Genomic DNA, 12,612 nt, shown 5'->3' with positions numbered 1-12,612 from the left:
AAAGTAGGGTGGGACATGTCGAGGTCTTCCGGGTGGGCAGTGTAGGAACTTCCATCTTCAGGGAGACCTCGACTCCTACACGGACAGCGACGCGCTCAACGGACTACACCCTCGTTCGAGAAGAGCCAGATTGGCTCATCGCAAATGAGAGTGTAGAAGCGGTCTGAACCCTCCGGTATCCAGCAGTGCCCGCAGCAGGTAGTGGCCCAGATTCCGGAACCCCAGCGCGGTGCCTCTCAGATGCTCGAGACGACCGTTGATCGCTTCAGTCGGCCCGTTGCTTGTTCCGGGTCGGTCGAAGTAGGCGAGCACATCGGCAGCTCTGTGTTTCAGCGTTCGCCCCAGCGTCGTCAGCTCCACCAGCGCCGCCGGGACTTCTGCAGAGAGACTCGTGATAACGGCCCGCATCCTCGCGCGTCCTCGCACTCGGTCGGGGTCGCGGTACGCGGCCACGATGCGCTGGTAGACCCACCATGTGACATCGACCTGGGTGTGTTCCTCGGCAGCGAGCACCGTCTCGAGCCTGCTGGTCTGCTTGCTGGTGAGCAGGTTCGCGCCAGTGAGCAGGACACGACGGATGCCGTAGAGCGGGTCCCCGGACCGGCCCCGGTGTCCGAGTGTCTCCTGCTGGATCCGCTGCCGACACCGCTGGACAGCACTCCCGGCCAGCACGACGACGTGGAACGGGTCCATCACCGGGGTCGCGTCGGGCAGTTCTTCGGTCGCGGCTGACTTGTAGCCGGCGAACCCATCCATCGCGACGTCCTCAATACCGTGACGGAACGCCTGCGATTGGGTCGCCAACCAGGTCTTGAAGACCTTCTTCGACCGGCCTTCGACGATGTCCAGTAACCGGGAGGGGCCTGTCTTGTCGCGGATCGGGGTGAGATCGATGATGACAGTGACGAACTTGCTGCCGAACGGCGTATGCCGCCACACATGCTCATCGACCCCGATGACACGGACACCGTCGAACCTGCTGGGATCATCGACCAGCAGCTGTTGGCCGGTGGCGAGGATAGCGGTGTTGACGGTGTGCCACGCCGCGCCCAGGCCCGCAGCGATGCGACTGATGGACATCCTGTCGATGACGAGGCATTTCAGCGCCCACAGCACAGCCGACCACGACAGCTTCGCCCGTGGCGCGGCGACCGGGGTGAGATCTTCCCGCCAGACGCGTGTGCAGGTCGGGCACCGGTAGCGGCGGACTCTCACGTGCAGGAGCGTGGGTCGCCAGCCGAGGGGGACGTGGACGAGCCTGCGCACCGCGGTTCCGCGGGGGATGCCTTCTGCCCCGCACGCGCGGCACCAGGAATCGGGATCGTCGGTAGTGGTGCGGCATTCCAGGACTGCGTGATCGATATCGACAGCTTGTCCTGTGATGGTCAGGCCGTGGGTGTCGAGGAGGCAGAACGCGTCGAGATCGGGGGTCGTGAAGCTAGGCTTGTCCATGTCGAGGTCTTCCGGATGGAGAGTGTGAGAACTTCCATCTTCAGGGAGACCTCGACGTCTACCCCGGCAGCGACACGGACGGATCCCCGGCACCAGGCTGTACACCCTCAATTACGAAGAGCCATTTATCGGTGGATCCAGGCTTACATACTGGGTGGTGACACTGCCACGCTCATGTCGACCATGGCGCGGAAGCCACGACGGATTGCATTAGTCAGGCGCCCGATCAGTCTGGACCACCCTGTCTTTCCTGTTCATCTTAGGCTACCCTTAGTTACTGGTGGCAACTAACCTGGATTGGCGGTACTGAATGGAGAAGCAAATTGGCGGTCGTCCTCGTCAGATCGAAGTCGAGGATATTCTTCGAGCGAGCCGAGCGGTCGGAATGCGGGCATTGAGTCTGAACGCCGTTGCCAGTCGACTCGACGTATCGGCTGCCGCACTATATCGCCATGTTGAGGGACGCTGGGGTCTTGAACGTCTGCTAGGCGAACAGCTTCTCGGTGAATTGCAATTGCACGACGATCCCGCCCATGACCCGGTGCAACACTTACTGTCCTTCGGGCTGCAGTTGCGCGAGCACAGTATCGAGCATCCCGGTTTGGTCACCTACCTTCAGACACTGTTTCCGCGGGGCGAAGGTGGCCGGGCACTACTCTCAACCGAAGTCGAAGCGCTTGTTCGACGCGGCTATGCACCAGATGCCGCCATTGTGCTTGCAAGTGCCGTTGCATCCACGACCATCGGATATGCGGCGGCAGAAGAGTCCCAACAACTGCACGCTAAAGAACTCGATGCGCAACGAACTCACGCAACGCAGGGACTCCTAGCGGATGCTCACCTGCACCAACCCCACAGTGTGCTACCGCAGATTGACTCGGATTCATACGTGCGCTTACTACTGACCGCAGCAATCCGGGGGTTCGTTGACATTGCTCCGCCGGGACGCGACGTGGAAATATTTTTGGCAGAACTACGAGCTATAGGACAAGGAATCTGATGGCCAAGCGGGGATTCAACGGTGTGCTCATGCGCACCTTCGGCGCACAGGACCACATCGCCACGGTTATTGACAAGGAATATCTCACCCCAAAATATTTGCGGATACGGTTGGTTTCACCGACTCTCTTTGACGAAGCCGAATCAGGGCCCGCAGTATATTTACGGTTTTGGTTTCCAGATCCTGACGGCAGCGGCGTTGAACACCAACGCGGATACACTATCGTCGAAGCGAACGAAGACACCGGTGAGTTCACCATCGATGTTGTACTCCACGAGCCCAGCGGTCCCGCTTCGACTTGGGCCGTGGCTGCTAAGCCGGGCATGCGCGTGGCGGTTATGGCTTTGGGTTCAGTCAAATTCGAAGTTCCTGAGGAATTGCCCGCTGCCTACCTACTCATCGGTGACTCGGCATCGATCCCGGCAATCAATGGCATCCTGGAGACCATTCCCAAACATCTCCAAGTTGACCTCTATTTGGAAGAGCATGACCCGGATGACCAACTGATTCCGCTCACCTCCCACCCGCGGCTCACCACGCATTGGGTGCCGTACCGTGGCCCCGAAACACTTGCAGCTGCGATCGAACCCCGTGACTGGTCGAATTGGTACGCGTGGGTTGCACCTGAGTCCGGAACATTAAAACATCTTCGGCCTCGGTTACGCGATGAGTTCGGCTTCCCGAAATCCGAACTGCATTTGCATGCGTACTGGGTTCGGGGGCGGGCAATGGGGAAGAATCGTTCACAAGACGAGGCGAGTACGACATCGCACCCCACACCAGAAGCGACCACCCCAGCAGAGCCAGTTCAGATACCCCAACAAAACGATGAAATGACCGGAAAACAGGCAGCGACCAGCCAGTGGCGCTCCCAATCTGGTCGACGCCTCCTCAAACCCCTTAAATCAACATTCATAATCGCGGGGGTGGTGCAAGCGCTGGTTACCCTCATGCAGCTGGCACCATTCTTTCTACTTGTCGAGCTGTCCCGCATGCTCCTCACCGGGGCAGCGCGCCAGGCACTAATATCGGTCGGGATCTGGGCAGTGGTCCTCATCGGGGCCGGTGTGTTGTTCTCGTCAGCATTATTACTGTGGCTGCACTGGATCGATGCCAGGTTCGAGCGGGAGTTGCGGGGCAGGATGCTGCGTAAACTCTCACGTCTGCCGCTTGGCTGGTTCGACTCACGCACGTCGGGGCAAGTTAAACAACTCGTACAGGACGATACATTCGCGTTACATTATCTTGTGACACATGCGGTACCGGATGCCGTTGCAGCTGTTGTTGCACCCCTCGGGGTGCTCGGGTACCTTTTCGTCGTTGACTGGCGGATGGCACTACTGCTCTTTGTACCGGTGCTCGTCTATATCATCACGATGTACATCATGTTGGTGCAATCTGGAGTCAAAACCGCGCAGTCGCTCCGTTGGGCCGACCGGATGAATAGTGAAGCAGGCAGCTATCTGGAAGGTCAACCCGTAGTGCGAGTATTTGGCGGAGCCACAGCGTCGACCTTCCACAATCGACTCAGTGAGTACATCGCGTTCTTAAACGACTGGCAACGACCGTTCAACGGGCAGAAGTCACTCATGGATCTGGCCACCCGCCCCGCAACTTTTCTGCTGGTCATAACGTCATTCGGCACACTTTTTGTCACCACGGGCAGTATGGATCCGGTGGCCCTACTCCCGTTCCTCTTCCTCGGGACGACCTTCGGCGGGAGATTGCTTGGGATCGGCTACGGCCTATCAGGTCTGCGCACCGGACTCTTAGCCGCCAAACGCGTGCAGCTCGTACTCGATGAACGTGAGCTCGAAGTGGAAAACCCAGTCCAAGCGGATGTCAACAACGACCCGATGACATCCCCTGCGACGGCATCCGGCAAGGTGACCTTCGACAAGGTGAACTTTTCGTACGTTCCGGGAGTTCCAACTCTGGAAGACATTTCTCTCACCCTCCAACCGGGGACTGTTACCGCGTTGGTGGGGTCCTCTGGATCCGGAAAATCTACCCTGGCAGCACTACTAGCGCGGTTCCACGATGTTGATGCGGGCTCGATCCGGATCGATGGACAGGATATCCGGGGGCTCACCCCCGATGAACTTTATGCTCGTGTCGGATTTGTGTTCCAGCAGACGCAACTTGTGCAAGGCACCGTACGCGACAACATCGCACTCGCGCAGCCCGAAGCGACTGATGAACAGGTGGAACAAGCGGCCCGTTCCGCCCAACTTCACGACCGTATTCTACGCATGCCCAACGGGTATGACACACTACTGGGGCCGGATGCGGCACTGTCAGGTGGCGAACGCCAGCGCCTGACAATTGCTCGTGCCATCCTTGCGGATACTCCGATCCTGGTGCTCGATGAAGCCACCGCCTTCGCTGATCCGGAATCGGAATACCTCGTGCAGCAGGCTCTCAATCAGCTCACGCAAAACCGTACGGTACTGGTGATCGCGCACCGCTTGCACACCATTACCGCTGTCGACCGCATCGTTGTCGTTGACCACGGCCGCGTAGTCGAAACCGGCACTCACAAACATCTGCTGGCTTGTGGCGGACGATACCGCCAGCTCTGGGACGCAGCTGGCTCCCACGCTTCCCACCACGGCGCCCACACCCCGGTCTCACACGCCGCTTCGATTGAGGACACCCAATGATTCGCACCTTACTCGCGCTCCTACCCACCGGTAGTACTCGAGCTGTCATCGCCCATCTCATCCTCACCGTAGTAAGTGTCATCATGCGGGCCGCCGGCACAGTGCTGCTCGTGCCCCTGATAGCCGCACTTTTCGGTGTGCAGCCCGCCGATGCCTGGGGCTGGGTCGGGCTGCTGGCGCTTGTGACCGCCGTCGGCTGGGTGGTCGACTGGTATATTTCACGCATCGGTTTTAATCTCGGTTTTGGGTTGCTTGACGAGAGCCAGCATGCGATTTCTGAACGCATCTCACGTATCCGACTCCAGTGGTTCACCGCGGAGAACACCGCTACGGCTCGCCAGTCCATTGCGGCGGCCGGACCCGATCTCGTGGGCATTATCATCTACCTGGTGACCCCGATCCTGGGGGCGTTACTACTGCCTATCGCCATCTCAGTGGCACTCATCCCGGTGTCCTGGCCACTTGCACTTGTAGCATTAGCCTTCGTTCCGGTACTGCTCGGAGCGTACTGGGCGGCGGGACATTTCAGCCGGCATGCAGACCGTGAGGCTGCAACAGCAAACAGCGAACTGACCGAAAGGATCGTGGAGTTCGCTCGCACCCAGCACGCGCTACGGGCAGCGCGGCGCATTGACCCAGAACGCAGCCAAGTCGGTCAAGCACTGGCGACGCAACACGGCACGACCCGCAAACTGTTATTTATGCAGATCCCGGGGCAACTTATCTTCAGTATCGCCAGTCAACTCGCCCTGATCGCCCTGGCCGGCACCACCGTTATCCGCACCGTGGATGGCAATCTCACCGTACCCGAAGCAATCGCGCTGATTGTCGTCATCGTCCGTTACCTTGAACCGTTTACCTCTCTTGCTGAGCTCAGCGGCGGCGTTGAGACCTCCGCACGCACCTTGCGCCGGATCAAAACGGTGCTAGATGCTCCAACGACGCCAGCGGGCAACGAGCAATTCAACGCCACCACGCCGCCACGCGTCGAGTTCAGTGATGTGCGGTTTAGCTACGCAACTGGCGATGCTCCCGTACTTGATGAGCTCAATCTGGTCCTAGAACCCGGCACAACGACAGCGATTGTCGGGCCTTCCGGGTCGGGTAAGAGTACCATCCTGACGCTGCTGGCTGGATTGCATAACCCGTCGGCGGGAAGTATTCTGCTTGACGGTAAGAACGTGAGCCAGTTCGATACCGCATCACGACGGGACGCGGTGAGCGTGGTGTTCCAAGAACCGTATCTTTTTGACGGTACCGTGCGTGACAACATCCTCGCCGGGCAGCCCAAAGCCGGGGATGCTGCCCTGGATACTGCCGCCCACCTGGCGCGAGTGGACACGGTTGTGCGCCAGCTGCCCGACGGCTGGGACACCCAAGTGGGCGAAGCGGGCGCCGCACTTTCCGGCGGTGAACGCCAGCGAGTTTCCATTGCCCGCGCCTTACTCAAACCCGCTCCCCTGCTCCTGGTGGATGAAGCGACCAGCGCCCTCGATACTGAAAACGAGGCGGCCATTACCGCCGCCCTCACCAACGATCCAACACCGCGCACCCGTGTGATTGTCGCTCATCGACTCGCGAGCATTCGAAAGGCGGATCGTGTGCTGTTCATCGAAGATGGCCGCATCGTAGAAGACGGAACCGTGGACGGGCTCCTTGGTCCCGGTGGTCGGTTCGCCGAATTTTGGTTGCAGCAAGACGCCGCCAGCGGTTGGCAAATCTGAGCGTGCAGGTGCTTTGCCTACCTCGAAGCCAACTTATCAGGCGCCGCAACTGTCCCGGCCTGGGCGAGCAGCACCTCAGATACAAGAATGCGGCGACAGGCTGCGGTCAACGGCGGGGATGACGTTGTCACTCATGTGGTTTCCTTCACTCTGAGGATGAGAACTGATACTTCAGCACGCCTACGACGTCGCCCACCCAGCATGACGTGCACGAAAGGGCGTGCATATGAGCTTGGCTAGCCATCACGCGACCTCACCCGCCGGATAATGGTGTGTCGGTGCGGATTGGCAGCCCAAGCATCCCCAGCATGCCCCGGGCAGTTGCCCGGATCGACCAGCAGAATCGCTCCTCGGGCGAAAGCGCTGCGGTGGCGAGCGCCCCGGCACGCACCGTCGATACCGCGGCGCTGAGCGATGTGGAATCTCGCACTTGGCTGTGCGAACGCGGATTTACGGCGGCAAGAGCTACCGCGTGCTCGGCGATCGTCGAAACCAAAATACTCGCCTGAGCCGCAGAGATGCCGTAGCGTTCCGCGAATTCAGCTTGCGAGCGGTCAATGCGTCCAACCGATACCGGCGTAGCGGAGCTCAGCCTCGTGAGGTGTTCGGCGATGCCAGGATTTGTGAGCACAAAATCACGTAATCGGCGCGCCAGGTCGACCAGCGCGTCTTCAGGGTCATCGAGGTTTGGAAGCGCAAAGTCCGCGCGTTCGACAATCCCTTCCGCGACAAGGTCACGCAGCCCTTGAATACTGCCCGCCCGCCGGTAGATAGACATCTCACTGACGCCAAGTTCGGATGCGATACCCCGCACCGTCAACTTCGGGAGCGTGAGTTTTGTGCCCGCGTCGACGATAGCCGCTGTGGTGAGACGACGGGGACGTCCAGATCTGATCATAACGCCATCCTGCCATGTCCGATTGCGTCCACGCCAAACTAGAAGTAAGGTTAGCCTTACTAACATCATACTGACGGGGCCAACATGACAGATTCGATCAACCTCACCCAAGACGAGCTCGCAGGACTACTCGAGGTACTCAAACACCCCGATCATCAGCAGGGGCTCGAGGACCGCTATCTGACCGTCACCGCAATTGAGCACCGCGCACGAAAACTCACTCGTATCTCAGCGACGATTTCTGGCGACGACCCACTCAACGAATGGACTCTGGCAAATCCCACGGTCCGCGTCGCATTGCCGGAACCACCCGAGGAATTCGCCGCAATCCCCGGGGTACCAAAGACCACGACGCGGGTATACACACTCGTGGAAATCGATCCAGCAACCCGCACCGCGCAAATAGACCTCGTAGTGCACGCCGAAGCTTCTCCTGCGATGCGCTGGCTAGCGCAGCTCAGGATTGGCGACCGCATTGACATTGTCGGACCACGCCCGCACCGCACCCCCGGTGAGGGCACCCCGCGGGTGCTGCTTGCCGACTCCTCTGCGCTCCCCGCGGCGACGCGGCTCCTGCGCACCATGCCCCACGTGGACGAGACTTTCGTCTTTGCTGCCGTCCCGGAGGATGAGTTTGCTATCCTGCAACAGGAGATCTCCGCATTAGCAGAACCCATCACCGCGTTTCGAGTAGAGCCGCACGGCCAATACCCACTGGCCACTGCTTTCGCCGAATTCGATCTCACCACTGACGCCAGCGTGTGGGCGGCCGGCGAACGGGAAGATATGCGCGAAATTCGCCACCGCTGCAAACACCATCTCGGACTACTGTCCGAGCAAACACAGGTATTCGGCTACTGGAAATATGGGATGACGAACACCCGGCTGGACTTCGCCAGACTCCGGGCAACGCAAAAGGGGCTCGCAGCGGGGCGCGCATTCACCGATACCGACGACTTCGAGATCGAACTGTGAACGGCGAGACAAGAATTACGAGCCTGAAATCCGACAGATTCTCCACTCGTGCTCTGCTGACTTTCGTTGTACTCGGCGCGCTGGGCGCGATCATCGTCCACGTATCACGAATTCTCGGGGTCGCATTACAAGCCACGGTCCCGTGGCTAGCATTCCCGGCACCAGTCCCCTGGTTTCTGGGGATCCTCATCGCCGCCCTGCTGATTCAACGCAGCGGCGCGGCGCTGCTCACCTCGATTGTCACAACCGTCGCAGGCTTCGGCGCACTCGCCCTGTGCGCGGGCATCGTCATCGAACTCACCTTCTTCATTACCAGACGGTTGCGCTCACAAACCCAGCCCACCTGGCCCCCTGCCCGGTCCCAGTTCTGGCTGTGGTGGGCCATCCTGGCCTGCGCAATCGTGAGTCTGATGAGCTTCGGTTTCATGTTCTTCTACCAAGAGTTTCTGCTGCTAGACCCCAGCATCAAGCTACTCGCCCTCATCATTCGGGTTGGACTTGGCGTGCTCTACGGGTGGGGCGCCTGGGTCATGACCATCGGATTGCTACGTGCAAATGTGAACCCACAGCGCATCGTCGTCGCATGAGCCTCCCGAACTCGGCCGACCCTGGCCGCTACAACGTACGGATACAGCAGTTCACAATCGCCTACGATGGCGCAAATCCGGTGCTCAATATACCTTACCTGGAGCTGGTCAGCGGGAGCTACACGCTCATCACCGGACCCACCGGTTGCGGTAAGTCAAGTCTGGCACACGCACTGGTCGGGGTGCTTGAAGATATGACGACAGCTCGGGTTGCAGGCAGCATCAGCATGAACGGAACCCAGCTTGCAACCCTAGACTCAGCCCAACGCTCCGGTACGATCGCTGCGGTCTGGCAGCGCCCAGAAACCCAGCTTTTCGCCAGCACCGTCTTGGCAGAAGTCCGTGCCGGCCTCGACTTCCAACTCATAGCACCCAACGAGGCCACGTTCAGGGCGCGCAGAGCCCTGCACCTCGTCGGTCTGAGCCACATTGACGAATCCCGTAACCCACTGACCCTCTCGGGCGGCGAACAACAGCGACTTGCCCTCGCGTCAGCACTCGTGCTGCGAGCGCCTATCCTGGTGCTCGACGAGGTCGCGTCACAGTTGGATCGCACCGCAAGCCACCGGCTCGGAAAAATCATCAGGGAGATTCGGTCCGCTCGCCAGCTCACCGTCGTGGCGTTCGACCACCGTCCGGACCCACATCTGGAACATACCGATCGGGTCATCGTACTCGATGAGAACGGCAGAATCGCGCTCGACGACAAGCCCGCCAGTGTATACGGTGAGAACGTAGACTTCTGCCGCAGAATCGGCGTGCATCTACCCGCAAAAGAGACCTCGAGCAGTGACACAGACTTCGGCGCGTTGACCGTCCACCAGACAGCACCCGGTCTGACAACCCAGGCTCTTACGGTCGCCAGACGCAGCGCACTGTTGTTGCGAGACGCCACCCTCACACTTCCCCGAGGAGCAATCGCGCTGCTGCTGGGCCCAAACGGCGCGGGTAAGACCAGCCTGCTGGATGCGCTTGCCGGCGAGAAACGCGGGGTGCGCGGGCACATCGATCCGTCACGGCGGGTAAGGCTCACCAGAGGCATTGGGTACCTGCCACAACGCGGGAGCGAGCTCATGTTCGCCCACACCGTTCGGACGGAGCTACACCTGGCATTACCACCGGGGGCGCGTTCTAGTGCCGCGGAGATCGACGATATGTTGAACCGGGCGGGGCTCTTGTGTCTGGCCGAAGTGCATCCGCAGCACTTATCGGGCGGGCAACGACAGCGGCTCTCGGTGCTCCTCGCCGTCGCCGGAAGACCGGCATTTCTCCTGCTGGACGAACCTACGAATGCACAGGATGTGACTGGCACAGCACAGATTCGTGCGCTGTTAGCAGGAAATGCTCAGGATCGCGTCGCCGTCATCGCGACGCATGATGCGGGCTCCTTCCGCGGCATCGCCACTCATCACATCGAGCTACAAACCGGAATCGTCAAAGGGGTCTGGCAGATATGACCCGCTTCAACTCCCGCAGGTGGGTTCCGCATCCGCTGATTATCGTATTGCTCACCGTTCCCGCACAGCTCGCGGTATTGCTCGCCCAACGGCCCTGGTTCAGTATTACAGTGCTGGCGTGCTGTCTCTTGGTGACAGTGGTGACGAAACCCCGCTTTGCCGCTGTCTTTATCGCGGCGGCTGGCGCGCTATCCCTGGTTCTTTGGGTCGGGATGGGCCTGTGGCTGCCTCTAGAGGCCGCGACGAACGGGGCGTTGCGTATCGTTGCACTCAGCGCCCTACTCGTGGTGCCGTTTTTCTATGTGAACTGGCCGGTGCTGGCAGACTCGTTGATTGATCGGTTCCGTGTTTCCTATCGGGTCATGGACACCGTGCTACTCGGGGAACGTTTCACTATGCTCATGCGAGCTGACCTGCGCACCGCCCGCAGGATGGCTCGACTACGTGCCCGCGGGAGCATTCGTGGACAGACGCGATTATTACTGCGGACGACGCTGCCAGTTCTCGTGGCAAGTTTCCGGCATAGCGATGAGCTCGCTCTCGCCCTGGACACTCGTGGTTTCGGTGCCCATCCGAAACGCACGGTCCACCAGAGTCGACCGCTCCGAGCGTTCGAGCTGGCTATTCTCATCGCAGTATGGGTATGCAGCATTTTCATTGCCGTATTCCTCGAAAGAATGTAGAGGTGCCTGACAGGCAGCTTGCCCCCTGATCAATTCCAGGCAGCTTCGTATTGTTAATTCACCAGTTTGACGCCAGAGCCGCCCTCCCGGTGCAGACCGGGCCCGATCCCGACGCTACTGAACTGCGGTAATGAGCCGGAAATAGACTTGATAGTGGCCCCGTCAGTGCCCCACTAGGACCGTCGCTTCGCCGGGGCGGCCGCCGTGTCGGAGAGCACGACGCCCTCCGTGTCGTAGAGGCGCACTGGAAACTCGCTTGCGCTACTCATTCCGGCGGTGAATAACCAAGTATCTGTGTTGCCGTCATGTTGCACAAAAGCCACCTCCGCCAGGTCATCCTGCGGGGTGCATCTTCGCCAGGCACGCAAGCATCAGCAATACAGAGCTCGACATCCGCGCCCCGGGAAGCATCCTCCTGCACTGCTGAGTTGCTGAGTCTGTCAACCTTAGCTTGCTCCCGTAGTGCGACCCGGCTTTCACCCAGCCCAAGCCCGAACCGGCACGATCCTTCCAGCCCCCTACAGATCTATCAACGCATAACTTCGAGCCGACGATGCATCTCCCGTGAACCATGACTGTAACGCCAAACCAAGAGATTGACATGCTAAGTGCGGTGGTAGGCTCTGCCCAAACAGTATGGTCAGGCTGCGATTTTGGCCGGTGAAACTAAACCTGGATCCACCGATTAGATAAGCGATGTGCAGTTGCGACGCTGAGGAATCGATGGTGCGCGGTTGAGCGTTTTGGGGTCGTTGATGTCTCCCGGCCTGGCACCGGTTGTGTCCACTGATGGGTTTCCGAGCATTCCTTTCTGCTGCTCGGCCGGGCGCCCCTTTTCGGGCTGGGTGGTCACGGTGTGGCCAGCTGTGGTGGGCTCAGCGTGTTGTGCCATAGCCGGTCAAAGGCGGTGGCCCATTTCCAGTGCGTAGGTAAATGCAGGATCAGTTTGCGAGCCCGATGCGCAATCCGGGCGGGAATATTGACCAGTTTCTGGCGCAGGCTGACCGTTCTGGCATTGACCAGCTTGCCACCGTGTGTTTCGTCAAGTGAGTATTTGAAGGCTTGAAGGCCACTCGATATTGCCTCCCGGGACCACCGATATTGCCCATCGGGGACCAGGGGTGGTGCCGGCGGGGGCCATCGGCCCCCACCGACAGCCTTCCTACTGGTTCA

General features: G+C 60.0%; 9 protein-coding genes. 7 read left to right on the top strand and 2 right to left on the bottom strand.

Annotated elements, in window-relative coordinates; genetic code table 11:
• Positions 1-135 precede the first annotated feature (135 nt).
• The gene (locus BSP109_RS15275) at positions 136-1,452 is read right to left on the bottom strand and encodes an ISL3 family transposase (RefSeq protein WP_101601755.1); all 1,317 of its coding nucleotides are present in this window, start codon (positions 1,450-1,452) and stop codon (positions 136-138) included.
• A 310-nt stretch (positions 1,453-1,762) separates the two neighbouring features.
• On the opposite strand from BSP109_RS15275, the gene BSP109_RS15270 reads away from it, so the two are divergent.
• Genes BSP109_RS15270 through BSP109_RS15260 form a run of 3 tightly spaced genes read left to right on the top strand, consistent with a single transcriptional unit; the run spans position 1,763 to position 6,839 of the window.
• A complete protein-coding gene (locus BSP109_RS15270) occupies positions 1,763-2,452 on the top strand; it encodes a TetR family transcriptional regulator (RefSeq protein ID WP_101598864.1) in 690 nt (229 codons plus the stop codon).
• Positions 2,452-5,115 (top strand): ABC transporter ATP-binding protein/permease, encoded by a 2,664-nt coding sequence (locus tag BSP109_RS15265; RefSeq protein ID WP_180959783.1) that lies wholly within the window; start codon positions 2,452-2,454, stop codon positions 5,113-5,115. Before BSP109_RS15270 ends, BSP109_RS15265 begins: the two co-directional genes overlap by 1 nt.
• Positions 5,112-6,839: an ABC transporter ATP-binding protein gene (locus BSP109_RS15260; RefSeq protein WP_101598861.1), complete on the top strand. Its 1,728-nt coding sequence runs from the start codon at positions 5,112-5,114 to the stop codon at positions 6,837-6,839. Before BSP109_RS15265 ends, BSP109_RS15260 begins: the two co-directional genes overlap by 4 nt.
• A 253-nt stretch (positions 6,840-7,092) precedes the next feature.
• On the opposite strand, the gene BSP109_RS15255 is transcribed toward BSP109_RS15260, so the two are convergent.
• Entirely contained in the window at positions 7,093-7,737 is a 645-nt protein-coding gene (locus tag BSP109_RS15255; RefSeq protein WP_006821244.1) for a TetR/AcrR family transcriptional regulator, read from the bottom strand.
• Positions 7,738-7,821: 84 nt separating this feature from the next.
• Between BSP109_RS15255 and BSP109_RS15250 the strand changes: the two genes are divergently transcribed.
• The 4 genes from BSP109_RS15250 to BSP109_RS15235 are packed head-to-tail and all read left to right on the top strand — an operon-like array spanning position 7,822 to position 11,439.
• Positions 7,822-8,712 (top strand): siderophore-interacting protein, encoded by an 891-nt coding sequence (locus tag BSP109_RS15250; RefSeq protein ID WP_006821245.1) that lies wholly within the window; start codon positions 7,822-7,824, stop codon positions 8,710-8,712.
• A complete protein-coding gene (locus BSP109_RS15245; protein ID WP_006821246.1) occupies positions 8,709-9,299 on the top strand; it encodes a hypothetical protein in 591 nt (196 codons plus the stop codon). The genes BSP109_RS15250 and BSP109_RS15245 overlap by 4 nt, the downstream gene beginning before the upstream one ends.
• On the top strand, positions 9,296-10,756 hold the full coding sequence (locus BSP109_RS15240) for an ATP-binding cassette domain-containing protein (RefSeq protein WP_006821247.1): 1,461 nt from the start codon (positions 9,296-9,298) through the stop codon (positions 10,754-10,756). Before BSP109_RS15245 ends, BSP109_RS15240 begins: the two co-directional genes overlap by 4 nt.
• The gene (locus BSP109_RS15235; RefSeq protein WP_025388378.1) at positions 10,753-11,439 is read left to right on the top strand and encodes an energy-coupling factor transporter transmembrane component T; all 687 of its coding nucleotides are present in this window, start codon (positions 10,753-10,755) and stop codon (positions 11,437-11,439) included. Before BSP109_RS15240 ends, BSP109_RS15235 begins: the two co-directional genes overlap by 4 nt.
• Positions 11,440-12,612 lie beyond the last annotated feature (1,173 nt).

Origin of the sequence: Brevibacterium sp. Mu109 (genome assembly GCF_900169375.1) — a bacterium.
Classification (GTDB): Bacteria; Actinomycetota; Actinomycetes; order Actinomycetales; family Brevibacteriaceae; genus Brevibacterium; species Brevibacterium yomogidense_A.
This window is presented reverse-complemented; position numbering and strand designations above follow the sequence as displayed.

Excerpts from the sequence above, each read along its gene's own strand:
- BSP109_RS15275 (WP_101601755.1), bottom strand. The coding sequence starts at position 1,452 with ATGGACAAGCCTAGCTTCACGACCCCCGATCTCGACGCGTTCTGCCTC.
- BSP109_RS15270 (WP_101598864.1), top strand. The coding sequence starts at position 1,763 with ATGGAGAAGCAAATTGGCGGTCGTCCTCGTCAGATCGAAGTCGAGGAT.
- BSP109_RS15265 (WP_180959783.1), top strand. The coding sequence starts at position 2,452 with ATGGCCAAGCGGGGATTCAACGGTGTGCTCATGCGCACCTTCGGCGCA.
- BSP109_RS15260 (WP_101598861.1), top strand. The coding sequence starts at position 5,112 with ATGATTCGCACCTTACTCGCGCTCCTACCCACCGGTAGTACTCGAGCT.
- BSP109_RS15255 (WP_006821244.1), bottom strand. The coding sequence starts at position 7,737 with ATGATCAGATCTGGACGTCCCCGTCGTCTCACCACAGCGGCTATCGTC.
- BSP109_RS15250 (WP_006821245.1), top strand. The coding sequence starts at position 7,822 with ATGACAGATTCGATCAACCTCACCCAAGACGAGCTCGCAGGACTACTC.
- BSP109_RS15240 (WP_006821247.1), top strand. The coding sequence starts at position 9,296 with ATGAGCCTCCCGAACTCGGCCGACCCTGGCCGCTACAACGTACGGATA.
- BSP109_RS15235 (WP_025388378.1), top strand. The coding sequence starts at position 10,753 with ATGACCCGCTTCAACTCCCGCAGGTGGGTTCCGCATCCGCTGATTATC.